General features: G+C 70.3%; 16 protein-coding genes. 11 read left to right on the top strand and 5 right to left on the bottom strand.

Going from position 1 to position 19,787, the window contains the following annotated elements; genetic code table 11:
• Positions 1–493: 493 nt before the first annotated feature.
• Entirely contained in the window at positions 494–1,519 is a 1,026-nt protein-coding gene (locus ACFU5O_RS20205) for a LacI family DNA-binding transcriptional regulator (RefSeq protein WP_384242250.1), read from the bottom strand.
• A gap of 126 nt (positions 1,520–1,645) precedes the next feature.
• Between ACFU5O_RS20205 and ACFU5O_RS20200 the strand changes: the two genes are divergently transcribed.
• The 11 genes from ACFU5O_RS20200 (at position 1,646) to ACFU5O_RS20150 (ending at position 12,994) form a co-directional block, all read left to right on the top strand.
• The gene (locus ACFU5O_RS20200) at positions 1,646–2,917 is read left to right on the top strand and encodes an MFS transporter (RefSeq protein WP_384242249.1); all 1,272 of its coding nucleotides are present in this window, start codon (positions 1,646–1,648) and stop codon (positions 2,915–2,917) included.
• Positions 2,918–2,926: 9 nt separating this feature from the next.
• Positions 2,927–4,288: a Pup--protein ligase gene (gene pafA / locus ACFU5O_RS20195; protein ID WP_384242247.1), complete on the top strand. Its 1,362-nt coding sequence runs from the start codon at positions 2,927–2,929 to the stop codon at positions 4,286–4,288.
• Between the two features lie 108 nt (positions 4,289–4,396).
• On the top strand, positions 4,397–5,332 hold the full coding sequence (locus ACFU5O_RS20190) for an FKBP-type peptidyl-prolyl cis-trans isomerase (RefSeq protein ID WP_384242244.1): 936 nt from the start codon (positions 4,397–4,399) through the stop codon (positions 5,330–5,332).
• Between the two features lie 43 nt (positions 5,333–5,375).
• Positions 5,376–5,750, top strand: a complete 375-nt coding sequence (locus ACFU5O_RS20185) for an FKBP-type peptidyl-prolyl cis-trans isomerase (RefSeq protein WP_384242242.1) — start codon at positions 5,376–5,378, stop codon at positions 5,748–5,750.
• Positions 5,751–5,903: 153 nt separating this feature from the next.
• Positions 5,904–6,863 carry a helix-turn-helix transcriptional regulator gene (locus tag ACFU5O_RS20180; RefSeq protein ID WP_384242241.1) on the top strand — a complete coding sequence of 320 codons (960 nt, stop codon included), beginning with the start codon at positions 5,904–5,906 and terminating at the stop codon, positions 6,861–6,863.
• 17 nt (positions 6,864–6,880) lie between these two features.
• On the top strand, positions 6,881–7,837 hold the full coding sequence (locus tag ACFU5O_RS20175; RefSeq protein WP_384242239.1) for a helix-turn-helix transcriptional regulator: 957 nt from the start codon (positions 6,881–6,883) through the stop codon (positions 7,835–7,837).
• A 27-nt stretch (positions 7,838–7,864) separates the two neighbouring features.
• Positions 7,865–8,119 (top strand): hypothetical protein, encoded by a 255-nt coding sequence (locus ACFU5O_RS20170; RefSeq protein ID WP_384242237.1) that lies wholly within the window; start codon positions 7,865–7,867, stop codon positions 8,117–8,119.
• Between the two features lie 17 nt (positions 8,120–8,136).
• Positions 8,137–8,334: a hypothetical protein gene (locus tag ACFU5O_RS20165; protein WP_384242234.1), complete on the top strand. Its 198-nt coding sequence runs from the start codon at positions 8,137–8,139 to the stop codon at positions 8,332–8,334.
• Between the two features lie 215 nt (positions 8,335–8,549).
• Positions 8,550–8,831 carry a Sec-independent protein translocase subunit TatA gene (gene tatA, locus ACFU5O_RS20160; RefSeq protein WP_384242232.1) on the top strand — a complete coding sequence of 94 codons (282 nt, stop codon included), beginning with the start codon at positions 8,550–8,552 and terminating at the stop codon, positions 8,829–8,831.
• Between the two features lie 48 nt (positions 8,832–8,879).
• Positions 8,880–9,818 (top strand): twin-arginine translocase subunit TatC, encoded by a 939-nt coding sequence (tatC, locus tag ACFU5O_RS20155; protein ID WP_384242229.1) that lies wholly within the window; start codon positions 8,880–8,882, stop codon positions 9,816–9,818.
• Positions 9,819–10,162: 344 nt separating this feature from the next.
• Complete coding sequence (locus ACFU5O_RS20150) at positions 10,163–12,994, top strand: DEAD/DEAH box helicase (RefSeq protein WP_384242227.1); 2,832 nt, start codon at positions 10,163–10,165, stop codon at positions 12,992–12,994.
• An 83-nt stretch (positions 12,995–13,077) separates the two neighbouring features.
• Here the strand turns inward: ACFU5O_RS20150 and atzF are convergent, their stop codons facing one another.
• From atzF to ACFU5O_RS20130, 4 genes are read right to left on the bottom strand one after another with little or no spacing between them, the layout of a single operon-like run.
• Positions 13,078–14,715, bottom strand: a complete 1,638-nt coding sequence (gene atzF / locus ACFU5O_RS20145) for an allophanate hydrolase (protein ID WP_384242226.1) — start codon at positions 14,713–14,715, stop codon at positions 13,078–13,080.
• A gap of 49 nt (positions 14,716–14,764) precedes the next feature.
• Positions 14,765–18,262 carry a 5-oxoprolinase/urea amidolyase family protein gene (locus ACFU5O_RS20140; RefSeq protein ID WP_384242224.1) on the bottom strand — a complete coding sequence of 1,166 codons (3,498 nt, stop codon included), beginning with the start codon at positions 18,260–18,262 and terminating at the stop codon, positions 14,765–14,767.
• Positions 18,259–18,858: an urea amidolyase associated protein UAAP2 gene (locus tag ACFU5O_RS20135; RefSeq protein ID WP_384242222.1), complete on the bottom strand. Its 600-nt coding sequence runs from the start codon at positions 18,856–18,858 to the stop codon at positions 18,259–18,261. Before ACFU5O_RS20135 ends, ACFU5O_RS20140 begins: the two co-directional genes overlap by 4 nt.
• Positions 18,855–19,682 (bottom strand): urea amidolyase associated protein UAAP1, encoded by an 828-nt coding sequence (locus tag ACFU5O_RS20130; RefSeq protein WP_384242220.1) that lies wholly within the window; start codon positions 19,680–19,682, stop codon positions 18,855–18,857. The genes ACFU5O_RS20135 and ACFU5O_RS20130 overlap by 4 nt, the downstream gene beginning before the upstream one ends.
• Positions 19,683–19,787: the final 105 nt, after the last annotated feature.

The raw sequence follows: 19,787 nt of genomic DNA, 5'->3' as shown, positions 1-19,787 counted from the left end.
TGCGGGGCCGACCCTGCACGGCCCCGCCCCGGCAGCGTTGCCGACTGCCGCCCGGTGGATGGTTCACCCGACACACGGCGATCGGCCCCCACCCCCGGGCCCGAGGGGGGCCGTGGAGGGGTCGTGTCCGGGACACTAAAGCGTGATTTGTGGCGCGGCGCGGGCGCTGCCCTTTGAGGTGCCGGTCGGCGCGCCGTAAATCATGCCGTCCCGGATGCGAGCCCCGGAACGGACACCAACGCCCACCACCCGGTCCGGGCCGACCCCGTACAGCTGAGCCCGTCCGGCGCTTGAGGACGGACACACCGGCCGCGCACCTGGTCCCGGCCAGCGCCGACAACCGCACCGGCACGGCGCTGCGACCCGTACCGGCCAACGCCGCCAACCGCACCGGCACCGCGCAGCGACCCGCACCGGCCAGCGCCGACAACCGCACCGGCACGGCGCAGCGACCCGTACCGGCCAACGCCGACAACCTCACCCACAAGCGCGGTCACCCACGCGCCGGTCCCGTGGAGCCGCGCCCTACCAGCGTGACCGGCAGGTCACCCGGCTCCGGCGCGCGGCCCTCCAGGACCGAGAGCAGCGCGGACATGCCCGCCTCGCCCACACGTTCCGCCGGGAGGCTGACCGTCGTCAGCTCCGGCTCCAGCGCCGTCGCGAGGGCCAGGTCGTCGAAGCCGGTCACCGACACGTCTTCCGGGACGCGCAGCCCGAGGCGCCGCACCGCCTTGCACGCGCCTGCGGCAATGATGTCGTCGTCGCAGATCAGCGCGGTGGGCCGCGGTCCGGTGACGCTCAGCGCCTGCCCGGCTGCGGCCCGCGCGCCGCTCACGTCGAGCGGCGCCGGCACCGTGCGGAGTGACACCCCCGGCACGTCACGCAGGACCGCGTCCAGTGCCCGGGCCCGTACCTCGAAGGTCCAGGACGGCACGGCCGACGCCAGATGGACGAAGCGGCGGTGGCCGAGACCGAGGAGATGGTCCGTCACCTGCCGCATACCGTCCGCGATGTCGAGGTTCACGTGCGCCGCCGAGGCCGGATCAGCCGGGTCGCTGTCGAGCATCACCAGGGGCAGGTCGGTGCCGCGGATCGCGTCGAGGGCTCCCGCCGCCATCGACGAGGCGATGACCCCGTCCAGCGCGGCCCGCGCCGACGCGAAGGGGTCCTTCGCGGGACCCACCCCCTCCGGGGAGGGATAGAGCACGACGCCGAAACCGTGCTCCTCCGCGACGGCCGCCGCACCGGCGTACACCCGTGCGAAGAATTCATTGGTGAGCGCGGGCACCACGAGCAGCGCCGTCCGGGTACGGCCCAGCCGGAGATTGCGGGCCGCAAGGTTCGGGCGGTAGCCGAGGTCCACGGCTGTCTGCCGGACCAGCCCCGCGGTGCGCTCGGAGACCCGGCCCCGCCATTTGTCGCCCAGCACCAGCGACACCGTCGCCTGCGAGACGCCCGCCGCCCGCGCCACGTCCTTGCTGGTCGGCCGCGCGCCGCCGACGGGCTCCCGGGTCTGCACACTCGCCTCCGCGCGTCATCGCGTCCGTCGCGAGGGGTGGACTCGCGGTCTGCGCACATGATACGTATAACTTCGAAGGTTATACGTAAAACTCCCGGGAAGCGGGACCCATTGAAGAGGCGGGACATGACCGCGGGAGCGTCCGGGTACGCAGACATCCTCAGGGCGCCACACGCCGCCCGACTGCTCACGGGCACCCTCGTGGGCCGCCTGCCGAACGCCACGGCGCATATCGCGATCGTCCTGTTCACCCGTGCCGAGGGCGGCAGCTACACCCTCGCCGGTGCCCTCGCGGCCGTGTACGGGATCGCCACGGCCGCAGGACAGCCGCTGCTCGGACGCCTGGTGGACCTGCGCGGACAGCCCCGCGTACAGTTCCCCGCCGCCGTCGTCTCCGCGCTCGGCATGGCGCTGCTCGCCGTGGTCGGCACCGACCCGCTGCCGGCGGCCTATGCGGCCGTCGTGGTGGCCGGTTTCTTCACCCCGCCCCTCGAAGGCGGGCTGCGTGCGCTGTGGCCGGGCGTCCTCGGGCATCGTGAGGACCGGGTGCACCGCGCCTACGCCATGGACGCGGTCGCCCAGGAGATCATGTTCACCGTCGGTCCCTTGCTGGTGACACTGCTCGTCTGGCTCCTGTCGCCCGCCGCGGCACTGCTCGTCATCAATGCTCTCGGCATCGCCGGAGCGCTCTCCGTCGTACTCTCCGGGCCCTCCAGGGCCTGGCGCTCCGCGCCCCGCGAGGCCCACTGGCTGGGAGCCCTGCGCTCGCCCGGGCTGCTCGCCCTGCTCGGTTCGTTCTTCTTCGTCGGCCTCGCCCTGGGATCCATCACCGTCGCCGGCGTCGCGTACGCCGACGACCACGGCCGTGAGTCCGTGTACGGCTGGCTGATGGCGGCCCTTGGCCTCGGGGCGCTGATCGGAGGCGTCGCCTACGGCGCCCGCCAGTGGACCGGAGCCCCCGAACGGCGGCTGCGCGTCATCGTCGGCCTGCTGGCCCTCGGCTATCTGCCGCTCGTGTTCACCCCCGGTGTCCCCGCGATGACGGCACTCGGAGTCGTCGCCGGTGTGTTCCTGGCCCCGGCCATCGCCTGCGCGTTCATCGTCGTGGACCGGCACGCCCCCCGAGGCACCGTCACCGAGGCGTTCTCCTGGCTCGTGACCACGTTCGGCGTCGGCGCGGCGGCCGGAACGGCCGCCGCGGGCCCGGCGGTGGAACTCGGAGGGACCTCCGCGGGCTTCGCGGTCGCGGGCGTCGGCGGAATAGCCGCCCTGCTGGTTCTTCTGGCCACCGGAAAGGTCCTCGCAGTTCCCGGACGCGGCGAACACATCGCGTCAGGGGATGAAAATGATCGAAGTGGTGCTGTCGAACCCGGTTTCAGCTCGGGCCATCAGGCGTAATGTTCAGTCATGGACCGCCGCATCTTCGGGCTGGAGAACGAGTACGGCGTCACGTGCACGTTCAGGGGACAGCGCCGACTGTCTCCTGACGAAGTGGCGCGCTACCTCTTCCGCCGTGTTGTGTCATGGGGCCGCAGCAGCAACGTCTTCCTGCGCAACGGCGCCCGCCTCTACCTCGACGTGGGTTCGCATCCGGAATACGCAACTCCCGAATGCGACAACGTGACCGAACTGGTCACCCACGACAAGGCGGGCGAGCGCATCCTCGAAGGCCTGCTCGTCGACGCCGAACGCCGCCTGCACGAGGAGGGAATCGCGGGCGACGTCTATCTCTTCAAGAACAACACCGATTCGGCGGGAAACTCCTACGGCTGCCACGAGAACTACCTCGTCGCCCGCCATGGAGAGTTCTCCCGGCTCGCGGACATCCTGATCCCGTTCCTCGTCACCCGGCAGCTGCTCTGCGGAGCCGGAAAGGTGCTGCAGACCCCGCGCGGCGCCGTCTACTGCGTCAGCCAGCGTGCCGAGCACATCTGGGAGGGCGTCAGCTCCGCCACCACCCGATCCCGTCCCATCATCAACACCCGTGACGAACCGCATGCCGACGCCGAGCGCTACCGGCGGCTGCACGTCATCGTCGGGGATTCGAACATGTCCGAGACGACCATGCTGCTCAAGGTCGGGGCCACCGACCTCGTGCTGCGCATGATCGAGGCGGGCACGGTGATGCGCGATCTGACGCTGGAGAACCCCATCCGGGCCATCCGCGAGGTGAGCCACGACATCACCGGTCAGCGCAAAGTGCGCCTGGCCAGCGGTCGAGAGGCCTCTGCCCTCGAGGTCCAGCGCGAGTACTACGAGAAGGCCGTGGACTTCGTCGACCGCCGTGGCATCCGCACCGGCACGGTCGCACAGGTCCTCGAACTCTGGGGCCGCACCCTCGAAGCCATCGAGGAGGAGGACCTCGACCGCATCGGCACCGAGATCGACTGGGTGATCAAGTACAAGCTCATCGAACGGTACCGGGCCAAGCACAACATGACGATGTCGCACCCCAGGGTCGCCCAGATAGACCTCGCCTACCATGACATCCACCGCCGCCGGGGGCTGTACTACCTTCTCGAGAAGAAGGGCCAGGCGGCGCGGATCTGCAACGACCTGAAGATCTTCGAGGGCAAGTCCGTGCCCCCGCAGACCACCAGGGCGCGGCTGCGTGGCGACTTCATCCGCCGGGCCCAGGAGCAGCGACGGGACTTCACCGTCGACTGGGTGCACCTCAAGCTGAACGACCAGGCGCAGCGCACCGTGTTGTGCAAGGACCCGTTCAGGTCCGTCGACGACCGGGTGGAGAAACTGATCGCCGGAATGTAGTCCGCCCAGCCGGAACGTCACTCGGGCCCCGTACGTTTCTCGTGCGGGGCCCTCGGCACGCCCTAGAGTGTCGAGCGACCGATGTGCCGTCTGAGATCTGAGGAACACGTGCGCCGACTTGCCGGCCTGCTCGTCGTCCCCCTGCTGCTGCTCTCCACAGCGGCATGCGGCGACGAAAGCGGCTCCGACTCCAACTCGTCCAAGAACGGGTTCCCCGCGATCACAGCGGGTGCCAAGTTCGGTGAGAAGCCGACCCTCGCCAAGGGGGAGGGCGACCCGCCCAAGGAGCTGAAGTCCGAGACCATCAGTGAGGGCGACGGCCCCGTCCTGAAGAAGGGCGATGCGGTCCAGGTCAACTATCTGGGCCAGTCCTGGGACTCCACCAAGCCCTTCGACAACAGTTTCGACCGCGGGCAGCCGTTCGACCTGACGCTGGGCGCCGGCCAGGTCATCAAGGGCTGGGACCAGGGCCTCGAGGGCAAGAAGGTCGGCAGCCGTGTCGAGCTCGTGATCCCGCCGGAGCTCGGTTACGGCGCGCAGGGCCAGGGCGACATCAAGCCCAACGCGACCCTGGTCTTCGTCGTGGACATCCTGAAGGGAACCACGATCCCCAAGTCCGCCACGGGCACCGACGTCGCCCAGGACAACATCGACCTGCCCAAGGTCACCACCAACACCGACGGCAAGGCCCCGACCGTCACCGTCCCCAAGACGGACCCGCCGAAGAAGCTGGTTTCGAACTACGTCATCGAGGGCAAGGGCGAACCCGTCAAGGCCACCGACACCGTCGTCGTGAACTATGTCGCCCTCACCTGGAAGGACGGCAAGAAGTTCGACTCGACGTACGACACGGGCAAGACCGCCAACTTCCCGCTGCCGCAGCTGACGCTCAAGGGCCTCAAGGACGGCATCACGGGCAAGAAGGTGGGCAGCCGCATCCTGATCGTCGCCCCGCCGGACCAGGCCTTCGGCGACAAGGAGCAGCAGGGCATCCCCAAGAACTCCACGCTGGTGTTCGCCGTGGACCTCCTGGCAAAGATGTAAGACTGTCCCGGTTGCCCAGTTCATGAGTTTGAGGAGCACAGCAGTGAGCATCGAGAAGCCCGAGATCGACTTCCCGGGTGGCGAGCCGCCGGCCGATCTGGAGATCAAGGAGATCTGGGAGGGCGACGGCCCGGTCGCCAAGGCCGGCGACACCGTGTCCGTCCACTACGTGGGCGTGGCCTTCTCCACCGGTGAGGAGTTCGACGCGTCCTGGAACCGCGGGACTCCGCTGCAGTTCCAGCTCGGTGTCGGCCAGGTCATCCAGGGCTGGGACCAGGGTGTTCAGGGCATGAAGGTCGGCGGGCGTCGCCAGCTGACCATCCCCGCGCACCTCGCGTACGGAGACCGCGGCGCCGGCGGCGGCCGTATCGCCCCGGGCGAGACGCTGATCTTCGTCTGCGACCTGGTCGCCGTCTGATCGCAACCGGTCGCAGTAGGGCCCATGCCTCCCAGGACTTGGTCCGGGGACACCCGGAACCCGGGGGCATGGGCCCCACGCTTTTGCCATGACAGCCCGTAGCGGTAGGTTCAACGATCAGAGGAACTGCGAGGAAGGGCGGGACGGGCGTCGATGGCCATTGCCAAGGCCGAGCGGCTCATGAATCTGGCGCTGTGTCTGCTCGGGACGCGACGGCCGCTCAGCAAGCGTGAGCTGCGCGGCTCCATCGAGGCCTACCTCGAGGCGGGCAGCGACGACTCCTTCAACCGCATGTTCGAGCGCGACAAGGACGATCTGCGCGAACTCGGCCTGATCATCGCGACCGTGGAGAACCTCGACGGTGAGACCGGCTATCTGGCCCGCCGCGACTCCAACCGGCTCCCGCCCATCACGCTCGACGCCGAGGAGGCCGCCGCCCTCGGCCTCGCCGCCAAGGTCTGGCAGCAGGCCCGCCTCGCCGGTGCGGCCAGCGGCGCCCTGCAGAAGCTGCGCGCCGCCGGAATGCCCGAGGCCGAGGACTCGTACGACGCCACCCAGCACAGTGCGCTCGAGCCCCGCATTCCGGTCCATGAGGCCGCCTTCGAACCGTTGATGCTCGCCTGCCGCGACCGCAGACCTGTCGTGTTCGACTACCGCAAGTCCAACGCCGTACGCCCCGAGACCCGACATGTCGAGCCCTGGACGCTCGAATGCTGGCGTGGCCACTGGTATCTCGCGGGCTGGGACCGCGACCGCGGAGCGGAGCGGGTGTTCCGGCTCTCCCGGATCACCGGAAAGGTGCGCTCCAGGGCCGGCACGTTCACCGCGTCGGTCCCCGACGTGGTCACCGTGCGCGAGACCGTCGAGACCTGGGCGGGGGAGACCGCGACACGCTCCGCGCTGATCAGGCTGCGGGCGGGATCCGGCTACCCGCTGCGTGCCCGCGCCACCGCGGTGCGGGAACTGGGCGACGGCTGGGACGAGTTGGAGATTCCCTACGGGCACGGCCTGGACGCCTGGCTCGTCGAATTCGGCCCGGACGTCGTCGTACTTGAGCCCGCGGATCTGCGGGCCGATGTGGTCGACCGGCTCCGTGCCGTGGCCAAGGGCTGAGGGGGACTCGAAGGACCATGGCCGCGAACGCCATTGACCAGACACGGCGCATGCTCTCGCTGGTGACCTATCTGCGTGAGCGTCCCGGCGCCCGCGTCGGTGACGTCGCCCGCGCCTTCGGGATCACCGAGGACGAGCTGATCTCCGACCTCGACGTACTGCCCATGTGCGGGACGAGCTTCCGCGGCGGCGATCTGCTCGACATCGACACGGACGGCGACCGGATCTGGTGGCACAACCCGGACGATGTGGCCGAGCCGTTGCGGCTCGCCGCGGACGAGGCCACCGCGCTGCTGGTGGCCGCACGCGCGGTCGCGACGCTGCCCGGGCTGCGCGAGGGCGACCGGGAAGCCCTGCTGCGGGCGACCGCGAAGCTGGAGGCCGCGGCGGGCGAGACGGCGGGAGCCAGCTCCCGCCTGTCGGTCACCTTCGAGTCGGAGGGCGGCGTCTTCGCAGAGGTGGACCGGGCCATCTCCGAGCGTCGCAGGCTGTGGCTGCGCTACTACTCGCCGGCGCGGGACGAGCTCACCGAGCGCGAGGTCGACCCGATCCGGCTGTTCGCCGTCGGCCACACGTACATGGAGGCATGGTGCTACCTCTCCGAGGCGCGCCGGACCTTCCGTCTCGACCGGGTCGCCGAGATCCGGCTGCTGGACGAGCCGTCCGCGCCGCCGGAGATCGAACTGCGGGATCTGTCGGAAGGTCTCGTCCAGCCGTCGGCCGAGGATCCGGAGGTCGTGGTCGAGGTCGGCCCCGGCGGTCGCTGGGTCGCCGAGTACTACCCGCACGACAGCGCCGAGGAGCTGCCCGAGGGTGGCCTGCGGATCACCCTGCGTACCCCCGAGCCCGCGTCGCTGCGCCGGCTCGCGCTGCGGCTGGGGCGGGACGGCCGGATCGTCTCGCCGCAGGACCTGGCGGACAGTGCACAGCGTGCCGCGGGTGAGGCGCTCGCTGCGTACGACGCCCGGGACTGACGACCGCGACCGATTGGAGATGTAGATATGTCCCTGCTGTCCGGAATCGCTGTCCCCAAGGTCCCGGTCCTCTTCAAGGCCGCCTGCCCGGACTGCCGAGCCCGCTTCGAACTCTCGGCGGGTGCGCTGAGGCTCGCGATCGGCGGCAGCCGGAGAACGACCTTCTACTCCTTCACCTGTCCCGAGTGCGGAGTCGCGGTGCGCAAGCCGGCGGGGGAGCGGATCGTCGAGCTCCTCACCGGCGGCGGTGTGCGGACGCTGCGCCTCCACTCCACCCTCTGACCCCTAGGTTCCGCACCATGTTCTGGCCCATGCTCGCCATCGCCCTCGGATTCCTCGGGATCGCCGTCCTCGGCGTGCTCGCCATCAGGGTCTTCCTGGAGGCCCAGCGCCTCGGCCGTCAGGTCGCCAGGACCGCCGACCAGATCGATCGGGCCGCCGAGGACCTCGAGCGGTCGGCTGCACGACTGGCGCGCACCGGCGAAGCCTGGCGCTGACCGGGCGGGGTCTCCTTCGCGCCGGGCGCTGGAGGTACGCTGCTGAGAATGGTGCGGACGAAGAGGCGTCTGCCCACATACGGCAGTATGCACAGGGATTGCTCTGTGTTTACCCGTGCGAGTTACGATCACACCGGGTCGTGGTTCGGACGTCAGTCCAGGCTCTCGGCCCACCGCCCACCCAAGCCGCCTCGGTGAGAAGGTAGACAACCCATATGTTCCGACAGATCGGCCCCACCGAGATCATCCTCATTCTCGTCGTCGTCGTGCTGCTCTTCGGTGCCAAGAAGCTCCCGGAGATGGCGCGTTCGCTCGGCAAGTCGGCCCGGATCCTGAAGAGCGAGGCCAAGGCGATGAAGTCGGAGGGTCAGCAGCCCGCTCCCGCCGACCCGCCGGCCGACCAGCCCCAGGCCCAGCGCACGATCAAGGCCGCGCCCGGTGATGTGACCTCTGCTCGTCCGGTCACCGAGCCGACGGACACCACCACCCAGCGCTGACCCCAAGGCCGCTTTACTGCCGTCTGCCGCACGAGATGAGGACGTGGGTTGCCTAAGCCTGCCCGCAGCAAGAAGGAGAGGGACCCCGAGGGGCGGATGCCGCTCGCGGACCATCTGCGTGAGCTTCGCAACCGGCTCGCGAAGGCGATGCTGGCGATCACGATCACATCCGTCATCGCTGCCTTCTACAGCCAGGAGCTGATGGAGCTCCTGGCGTCACCTGTCGAGAGGTGCGAGCCCGGAGCGCTCGAGACCGGCGGTAAATGCGCGACGATCGTCTACACCAATCTGCTGTCACCGTTCACGACCACCGTGAAGGTGGTCCTGATGGCGGGCATCATCGCGTCCTGCCCGGTCTGGCTGTATCAGCTGTGGGCCTTCGTGGCACCCGGCCTGCACAAGAGCGAGAAGAAGTACACCTACGTCTTCGCGGCCGCGGCTGTCCCCCTCTTCGTCGCGGGCGCGTACCTCGCGTTCCTGATCATGCCCATCAGCATGAAGGTGCTGCTGAGCATCACCCCGGACCCCGCGGCCAACTTCCTCGAAGTCGACACGATCCTGGACTTCGCGGTCCGGATGGTCCTGATCTTCGGATTCTCGTTCGAACTCCCGTTGCTGCTGATCATGCTGAACTTCGCCGGGATAGTCACGGGGCGGCGCATGGCGGGCTGGTGGCGGGGTGTCGTCATGGGCATCTTCGTCTTCGGCGCGATTGCCACGCCGTCCACAGACCCGCTGGGCATGGTCGCCCTTGCCGGGCCGATCATCGTCCTGTACTTCATGGCGGTCGGCATCTCGCTGCTCAATGACAAGCGCCGACGCCGCAACGACCCCGACGCCGAGCTGGACGACGACGAGGCCGCCGCCCTGGATCTCACGCCGACCGCGATCGGTGGCGTGGAGCCCGTACCGGCCGCCCGGGCCCTGCCGGAGCAGGCGAGCGGTCCCGAACGGGACCGGATCAACGGTTACGACGACGTCACCTAGGCCGGTCGCCCGGCGAAGACGACGCAGGGGCCGGACGGAAAATGCCGTCCGGCCCCTCGTGTCGTTCGGTGGCTCAATCGGATGGTGAGTGACGTGACGCAGTTCGCGGGCGACCGCCGACGATGCCGTAGACGCGGCGGAGGGTGGCCGCCCAGAGCGCCATCGTCGTCTCGGTCGCGAAGGTGCGCGGTCCCAACTCCTGGTAGGAGAGGGCGGTCATGACTGCTCGAACACCAGATCGAGGTCGTCGGGCGCAACGGAGAATCGCCGCGGTTTGCGGGTCCCTCACCGTCGGTTAAAGATCGCGCCCACTGTCATAGGGGGCGGGTAGTCTCGACAACAAGATGACAGAGGACCTCTCACCAGCTGAGCGATACGCGGCTGCCCGGGCCCGCGCCGCCGACCAGGCCACCGCGCTCGCACCTTTCCGTGACCTGTACGAGTTCGATCTGGACCCCTTCCAGATCGAGGCCTGCCAGGCCCTGGAGGCCGGCAAGGGCGTGCTCGTCGCGGCGCCCACCGGGTCGGGCAAGACCATCGTGGGCGAGTTCGCCGTGCACCTCGCACTGGCCCAGGGGCGCAAGTGCTTCTACACGACCCCCATCAAGGCGCTGTCCAACCAGAAGTACTCGGACCTGGTGAAGCGGTACGGCCCGGACAAGGTCGGCCTGCTCACGGGCGACAACAGCGTCAACTCCGAGGCACCGGTGGTCGTCATGACCACCGAGGTGCTCCGCAACATGCTGTACGCGGGTTCCCAGTCGCTTCGCGGCCTCGGCCATGTCGTCATGGACGAGGTGCACTACCTCTCGGACCGCTTCCGCGGCGCGGTCTGGGAAGAAGTGATCATCCATCTGCCCGACTCCGTGACGTTGGTGTCGCTCTCGGCCACCGTTTCCAACGCGGAGGAGTTCGGTGACTGGCTGGACACCGTCCGTGGTGACACCGAAGTGATCGTCTCCGAGTCCCGTCCCGTGCCGCTGTGGCAGCACGTGCTGGCAGGGCGGCGGATGTACGACCTCTTCGAGGAGGAGACAGACCACGGCGGCCGGGGCGCCGCGCGCCGCGAGGTCAACCCCGATCTGGTCCGCCTGGCCCGCACGGAGAACTCGCGGACCTACAACCCGCGTGACCGCCGGCGGGGCAAGATGGTCCGCGAGGCCGACCGAGAGCGGGAGCGCCGGCAGCGCAGCCGGATCTGGACCCCTTCCAGGCCCGAGGTCATAGAGCGTCTCGACGCCGAAGGACTGCTGCCCGCCATCACGTTCATCTTCAGCCGAGCGGCGTGCGAGGCCGCCGTCCAGCAGTGCCTGTACGCAGGACTGCGGCTCAACGACGAGGAAGCGCGCGAGAAGGTGCGCGAGATCGTCGAGCAGCGCACGGCCTCCATCCCCCGCGAGGATCTCCATGTCCTCGGCTACTACGAGTGGCTCGAGGGGCTGGAGCGGGGCATAGCGGCGCACCACGCCGGAATGCTCCCCACCTTCAAGGAAGTTGTCGAGGAACTCTTCGTCCGGGGCCTCGTCAAGGCCGTCTTCGCCACCGAGACCCTCGCCCTCGGCATCAACATGCCCGCGCGTTCCGTGGTGCTGGAGAAGCTCGTCAAGTGGAACGGCGAGCAGCATGCCGACATCACCCCCGGTGAGTACACCCAGTTGACCGGCCGTGCGGGTCGCCGCGGCATCGACGTCGAGGGCCATGCGGTGGTCCTCTGGCAGCGGGGCATGGATCCGGGTGCCCTCGCGGGCCTCGCCGGTACCCGCACGTATCCGCTGCGTTCCAGCTTCAAGCCGTCGTACAACATGGCCGTCAATCTTGTGCAGCAGTTCGGCCGGCACCGCTCCCGCGAACTGCTCGAGACCTCCTTCGCGCAGTTCCAGGCGGACAAGTCGGTCGTGGGCATCTCCCGCCAGGTGCAGAAGAACGAGGAGGGCCTCGAGGGCTACCGGGAGGGCATGACCTGCCACCTCGGCGACTTCGAGGAGTACGCGCGGCTGCGGCGCGAGCTCAAGGACCGGGAGACCGAGCTGGCCAAGCAGGGCGCGGCGCAGCGCCGTGCGGCGGCCGCGGGGTCCCTGGAGAAGCTCAAGCCGGGCGATGTCATCCATGTACCGACCGGAAAGTTCGCGGGACTGGCTCTCGTTCTCGATCCGGGTCTGCCGGCCGGCCGAACCAACGGCCACCGGGGCGGCTTCGAGTTCCATGACGGTCCACGACCGCTTGTGCTCACCGCGGAGCGGCAGGTCAAGCGGCTCGCGTCGATCGACTTCCCCGTCCCGGTCGAGCCGCTGGAGCGGATGCGCATCCCCAAGTCCTTCAACCCGCGCTCGCCCCAGTCGCGGCGCGATCTGGCATCGGCGCTGCGGACGAAGGCCGGGCACATCGTTCCCGAGCGGCACCGCAAGCCACGGTCGGAGGCCGCGGACGACCGGGAGATCGCCCGCCTGCGCAAGGACCTCCGTGCCCACCCCTGCCACGGCTGCGACGAGCGCGAGGACCACGCCCGTTGGGCCGAGCGGTATCACCGTCTGCAGCGCGACACCCGGCAGTTGGAGCGCCGCATCGAGGGGCGGACGAACACGATCGCCCGTACTTTCGACCGCATCGTCGGCCTGCTGACCGAGATGGACTACCTCCGGGGCAACGAGGTCACGGAGCACGGCAGGCGGCTGGCACGACTGTACGGCGAGCTGGACCTGCTGGCCAGCGAGTGCCTGCGCGAGAATGTGTGGGAGGGGCTCAACCCCGCCGAACTCGCCGCATGTGTCTCGGCGTTGGTCTACGAGGCGCGACAGGCCGACGACGCGGTGGCGCCGAAGCTCCCGTCGGGGAAGGCGAAAGCCGCGCTCGGTGAGATGGTGCGGATCTGGGGCCGGCTCGACGCGCTCGAGGAAGAGTTCAAGATCAACCAGGCGGAGGGCGTCGGCCAGCGGGAACCCGATCTGGGCTTTGCGTGGGCCGCGTACCAGTGGGCTTCCGGGAAGGGACTGGACGAGGTGCTCCGCGAGGCGGAGATGCCGGCCGGCGACTTCGTCCGGTGGTGCAAGCAGGTCATCGACGTGCTGGGCCAGATCGCGGCGGCGGCGCCCGGCGAGGGAACAACGGTCGCGCGCAATGCGCGCAAGGCGGTCGACGGGCTGCTGCGCGGTGTCGTGGCATACAGCTCGGTCGGCTAGAGACCGACGGAAGGGGCCCCGCACCAGCCGGTGCGGGGCCCCTTCCCGTGCGCAACCTGTGCTTCCTGATCAGCGACCGCACGTCAGCCGCGCAGGTACCGCCGCCAGCCGCCGCACGCCGTGATGTCCTCGGCGTTGTCGAGCGCACCGGGCTCACAGAGGAAGCCCGCCACGGAGCCCCCGTCGGCCAGGACGACCCGGCCTATCGCCATCGGGCGGGGGAGTGCGGCGGTCAGCCGGCCAAGGCCCTCCGCCGGGAGCTCCCAGACCTCGGCCGCGATCGCGGCGCCGCCGGCGGGGACGTGCACCAGGCCCGGCTTGGGCGGATCTGTGGACAGGGCGTACAGACGGTAGTGGGGCGCGGTGGTGGTCGTACGGACCAGTCGGGCGCCGAGCGCGAGCAGTTGGGGGTTGAGGGGTTGGCCCGACAGATGAGCGCCCACCACGGCGAGGTGGACGGGCGGGGTGAGCAGGCCGCCGATCGTGGCCAGTGCCTCGTCCGTGCCCGCGGGACCGACCAGCATGGCGCCGAAGGGCCGGCCGTCGACCTCCCCGGCCGGGACGGCGACCGCGGCCATGCCGAACAGATTGGTGGAGTTGGTGAACCGGCCGAGGCAGGCGTTGCTGCCCAGCGGATCGGCGAAGACCTCCGCGAGTGTCGGGTGGCCGGGCGTGGTCGGCAGCAGCAACGCGTCCGCTTCGCCGAGGCCGGCCAGGGCGGCCGTACGCAGCGCGGCGAGGCGGGCCCGGTCGGCGTAGAGCCGGTGTGCGGGGACCTCCCGCGCACGGCGGATGATCCCGGCCACGGTCGGGTCCAGGTCCGATGTGTCCTTGTCGACAAAAGAACCCACCGCGGTGTAGCGCTCGGCCACGAACGCACCCTCGTACAGCATCGCCGCGGCCTCGGTGAACGGCGACAGATCGACCGGCCTCAACTCCGCCCCGGCCACCTCCAGTCGGGCGGAGGCGGCGCTGTACGCCTCGGCCCAGCCCGCATCGAGCTCGCCGAGCTGGGCGAGAGGCGGGACGGCGATGCGCCAGGGCCCCGGGGCCCGCGCCGGAACAGGGACCGGGGCGCCGCCCTTCGAGAGGACCGCCAGGGCGAGGCGCGCCTGCGGGAGCGTACGGGCGAAGACAGAGACACAGTCCAGGCTCGCGCACGCCGGAACCACGCCGTCGGCCGGGACGAGACCGCGCGTCGGCTTGAGCCCCACGATGCCGTTGAAGGCCGCGGGTACGCGTCCGGAGCCCGCCGTGTCCGTGCCCAGTGCGATGTCGGCGATGCCGAGCGCGACGGCGACCGCCGAGCCCGAACTCGAGCCGCCGGCCACCCGCTCGGGGTCAAGAGCGCTGCGTACGGCCCCGTACGGTGAGCGGGTGCCGACCAGGCCGGTCGCGAACTGGTCCATGTTCGTGGTGCCGATGACGACGGCACCGGCCGCCTTGAGCCGGGCCACCGCGGGAGCGTCGCATTCCGGCTCGTACGCGTACGACGGGCAGCCCGCGGTGGTCGGCAGGCCCGCGACGTCGATGTTGCCCTTCACCGCGACGACGGTCCCGGCGAGCGGCAGTCGCTCCCCGGCGGCGCTCCGGGCGTCGACCGTACGTGCGTCGGTCTCCGCTTCGGCCCGCGGGCGCAGGGTGATCCACAGCTCGGGCCGGTCGACTTGGGCGATGCGGTCGTAGGCGGCGCGGATGCGAGGGAGTGCTGGATGAGGCATGGCGGGGCTCCTTGCGCGGTGGGGAGGGACACGGGAGACGTCGGGGGTGTCACTCCGGCGGTGCCAGGATCAGCAGGGGCGTCCCGGCGGTGACCTGGGTGCCCGGGGCGACCAGGACCTCGGTCACCACCGCGTCCCGCGGGGAGGGGACGCGGGACTCCATCTTCATCGCCTCCAGTGCGAGCAGCGGCTCGCCAGCGCGGACCGAGTCTCCCGCGGTCACACTCACCTGCCAGACCGAGGCGGCGAACTCCGCCTCCACGACCTGGCAGCCCGGCGGAACGTCCACCTGCTTGGGCGACACGGCCGCAGCCGGAGCCTCGGCCGCTCGAGCGAACTCACCCGCCACCTCCCACGCGTCCCGCTCCGCCGCGAAGGCCGCCGCCTGCCGGGCCTTGAACTCCTCGATCGAAGAAGCGTGTTCGGCGAGGAACCGCCGGTGGTCCGCGAGCGAGAACGTCCCGCTTTCGACACGCGGCGTGAAGCGCCCCGCCGCCATGTCCGCGCGCAGCTCCAGCAGTTCGTCGGCATCCACCGGATACCACTTGATGCGGTCGAAGTGCCGCAGCAGCCACGGCCGAGGGCCCGACCAGGGCGACCACACCTGTGTCGTGCGGCCCACGAACTGATAACCGCCCGGCCCCTCCATCCCGTACACGCACAGATACGCCCCGCCGATCCCGACCGAGTTCTCGGCGGTCCACGTCCTCGCCGGGTTGTACTTCGTGGTCACCAGACGGTGGCGCGGATCGAGCGGAGTGGCGACCGGCGCGCCCAGATAGACGTCACCGAGACCGAGGACCAGATACTCGGCATCGAACACCGTCCGGTGGACGTCGTCCACGGACACCAGACCGTTGACCCGCCGGATGAACTCGATGTTCCACGGGCACCAGGGAGCGTCGTCCCTGACTCCCGCCATGTAGCGGGCGATGGCCTCACGGGTGGCCGGATCGTCCCAGGACAGCGGGAGATGGACCGTGCGCGAGGGGATGACGAGCGACTCGGTGGGCGGCAGTTCCGCTTCGATACGCCGCACCTCGGCCAGCGCCTCGTCCGGAGGCAGCACGTCGGGGTCGAGTTTGATCTGCAGAGAACGGATCCCCGGCGTCAGGTCCGTGACCCCGGGCAGCCGACGAGCCCGCAAAGCCTCGGCGAGCGCGTGCACCCTCAGCCGCAGCGCCAGATCCAGCTGCATCGGCCCGAATTCGACCAGCAGATTGTCGTCGCCGCTGCGGCGGTACGTGACGTCGCCGCGCCGCGCGAGCACCCCGCCGTCGACGATGTCCGGGCGTGCCGCCCCGTCCACCGTCACCGGCAGAAAGCGGACCTCGTCGTCCGGCCGCAGCTGGCCCAGCTTCCATCGCTCCCGTGTGGGGATCGTCGCCGGGCAGACGAAACCGCCGAGCGAGGGCCCGTCCGGGCCCAGGAGCACGGGCATGTCACCGGTGAAGTCCACGGCCCCCACCGAGTAGGGCGTGTCATGGATGTTCGACGGATGCAGGCCGGCCTCCCCGCCGTCGGCCCGCGCCCAGCGCGGCTTCGGCCCGACCAGCCGTACGCCCGTGCGCGCCGAGTTGAAGTGCACCTTCCAGCCCGCCGCGTAGAAGTCATGGATGTCCTCCTCGGTGAAGAACTCCGGTGCGGCGTGCGGCCCTTCGACCACCCCGATCCGCCACTGCGAGGTGAACACGGGCCTGGAGCCGTGCGGCACCGGTGCCGACGGGGCCGTCCGCGTCCCGCCGTGCAGCACATCGCCGGTCACCAGCGCCCGGCCGCCGTGTCCGCCGAAGCGCCCCAGCGTGAACGTCGCCGCGCTGCCGAGGAACCCGGGCACGTCCAGACCACCGCCCGCGACCAGCAGATAGGTCCGCATGCCGTGGTCGGCCGGCGCCCCGATGGAGAGCGTGGCACCGGCCGGGACCGTGAAAGGCTCCCACTGAGGGACCGGTACGCCGTCGACCGTGACCGGAGCCGGAGCGCCTGTCACGCACACCGTGGTGGCATGACTGAAGCGCAGGACCGGTCCCTGGAGGGTGCACTCCAGACCCGGGGCGCCCTCGTCGTTACCGAGGGCGCGGTTGCCGAGCCGGAACGACAGATCGTCCATCGGGCCGCAGGGAGGTATCCCGGCCTCCCAGTAGCCGGTGCGGCCGGGCCAGTCCTGGACGGTGGTGAGCGTGCCCCCGGCAGTGACCTCGATCCGCGGCGTCGGATCGCCCACCGTGGCGAGGGTCGCGGTGGAGTGCTCCGCGTCCCGCACCCGTGCGTCCGCCAGGGCCGCCCGGACGAGCCCGAGATTGGTCTCGATGCCGTCGATACGTGTGGCGGCGAGCGCCCGGTCGAGCTTCGCCAGGGCGTCGTCGCGGTCGGCGCCGTGCGCGACGACCTTCGCGAGCATCGGATCGTACGCCGTCGTCACGTCCGTACCCGTCGCGATCCAGCCGTCCACGCGTATGCCGTCGGGGAATTCGACGCGGGTCAGCAGTCCGGCGCTCGGCCGGTGGTCGCGGGAGGGGTCCTCGGCGTACACACGGGCCTCGACCGCGTGGCCGCGCGGCGCCCCCGGTTCCCGTACGACCTCCTTCTCGCCCCGCGCGAGGCGCAGCATCCATTCGACGAGGTCGACGCCGTAGATCTCCTCGGTGACCGGATGCTCCACCTGGAGCCGGGTGTTGACCTCGAGGAAGTACGCCTCCTCACGCTCCGCGTCGTACACGTACTCAACCGTCCCGGCGGACCGGTATCCGACACTCGCGCACAACTCGCGGGCCGAGGCGGCCAGTCGGTCCCGGACATGGTCGGGCAGGCCGGGCGCCGGAGCCTCCTCCACCACCTTCTGGTTGCGGCGCTGGAGTGAGCAGTCGCGTTCGCCGAGGGTGACGACCTTGCCGTCGCCGTCGCCGAAGACCTGCACCTCCACATGGCGGGCATGGCCGATGAGCCGCTCGAGGAAGACACCGGCGGAGGAGAAGGAGGCCCCGGCCACCCGCTGCACGCGCTCCCAGGCGTCGGCGAGCCCGGCCCGGTCGTGCACGGCCTGCATGCCGATGCCTCCACCGCCGCCGGTGGCCTTGAGCATGACCGGATAGCCGATGCTCTCCGCCGCGGCCACGGCCGCACCGAGGTCCGGCAGCAGACCGGTGCCGGGCGCCAGCGGGACCCCTATGGCCTCGGCGGCGGCGCGCGCCGTGTGCTTGGCGCCGAACAGTTCCAACTGGGCCGGGGACGGGCCGACGAAGACGATCCCCGCGTCCTCGCAGCGACGGGCGAAGACCGCGTCCTCCGAGAGGAACCCGTAGCCCGGGTGGATCGCGCCCGCGCCGGTATCCTTGGCGGCCTTCAGCACCAGGTCGGCGTCGAGATACGACTGCTTCGCGGGCGCGGGCCCCAGGCGGACCGCCTCGTCCGCGAGCCGGACATGAGGGGAGGAACGATCGGGGTCGGAGAAGACCGCGACGGTACGAAGGCCCAGGCGCCGGGCCGTGCGGATGATGCGTACGGCGATCTCGCCCCGGTTGGCGACAAGAAGCGTGTCGAAGGTCATCCGGCGGCCTCACTGATCGTCATCTCGACGGCGGTCGGCTCGAAGCCGTTGCAAGGGTTGTTGATCTGCGGGCAGTTGGAGACGAGGACGAGAACGTCCCGCTCGGCGCGCATCGTGACGCGCAGGCCCGGGGCGGAGATGCCGTCGACGATTCCGAGCGTGCCGTCCTTCTCGACCGGGACGTTCATGTACCAGTTGATGTTCGGGACGAGGTCCCTTGCCGTCAGGCCGTGTCGGGCCCCCTCGGCGAGGAAGTTGTCCATGCAGGCGTGCTGCGACCAGGTGTGATGGCCGTAGCGCAGGGTGTTGGACTCCTTGGAACAGGCTCCGCCGAGGGTGTCGTGGCGCCCACAGGTGTCCTCGGTGACCGTCATCAGCGGCGTGTGATCGTTCGACATCAGCACACTGCCCGTGGTGAGGAAGACTCCGCCCTGGGCCTGCAGTGTGTCCGGGGCGCTGTAGCGGACGGCCGTGTCGTGGGCGTCGTACACCAGGAAGTCGACGGCCTGGTTGCCGTGCAGATCGGTGATGGTGAGCTGCTCACCGGCGCGGACGACCCACGACCAGGCGGCACGGGCGGGTACGACGGTCCTCATGACGGCTGTCCCTTCGCGGTGAGGAATTCCTCGGTGTTGAGGAAGGCGCGGCGGCCCTCCGGAGTGGCGTCCCGGAGCGCGTCACCGGGTGCGGTGGGCGCGGCACGCCAGGCGAGGACCTCGAGCGGGGTGCTCGTGTACGTGGGGCGCGGGTCGAGCGGATGCGGGACGTTGGCGATCAGGACGATCAGGTCCTGTTCTGCGCGCAGGGTCACGGATGCTCCCGGACCCGCTGAGCCGGTGAAGGCGAGCGAACCGTCCTCGCCGACCTCCACGCCCTGGAAGAAGGAGATGGACGGGGGCAGATCGCGCGGCTCCAGACCGTTCTTGAGAGCGGCCAGGCCGAAGAGTTCGCGGCCGGCGGGCGTCGCTGACCCGGGAGCGCCGTCGCCGTACCGCGCGGTGTTGCGTACGAGGGCCGAGGTGCCGCACAACGCGTCGTGGCGCCCGCCGGTGTCCTCGGTCAGCGAGGCGAGGACCCGCCCCTGGGCGGACAGCAGCAACGTGCCCTTCCCCGGGTACGCGTTCCACTGCACCTTCACCGTGTCCGCGGTGTTGAGGCGCTCCCAGGGACGGCCGTCCGCGTACAGAAGAACGTGCGCGCAGGCGTCGCCCCGGAGGTCGGTGAGGCGGAGTTCCGTGCCGCGGGCCAGGACGCGGTGGGTGTAGTTGCCACCCGCAACGGTCTCCGCCCAGACCAGGTGCCCGGCCGCGCAGGGCGGCCCGGGCCAGTCGGTGGCGGGCACCACGGGCATGGCCTCTGCGCGGGTGCCCTCCTGGGCGCGGGCGTGGTCCCGGGCTCCGTGTGTCGTCGCAGTCGCCATGGCGGCGTACCTCCGGCTCGCGCGTAGTTTCTGTCGGACGACAGAAATTAGGGGGCCGGGACTTCCGGGCCGTTGCCCGTCCATTGCGGGGCCGTTACCGAAGGC

The sequence above is a fragment of the Streptomyces sp. NPDC057445 genome (assembly GCF_042802855.1).
Taxonomy (GTDB): domain Bacteria; phylum Actinomycetota; class Actinomycetes; order Streptomycetales; family Streptomycetaceae; genus Streptomyces.
This window is presented reverse-complemented; position numbering and strand designations above follow the sequence as displayed.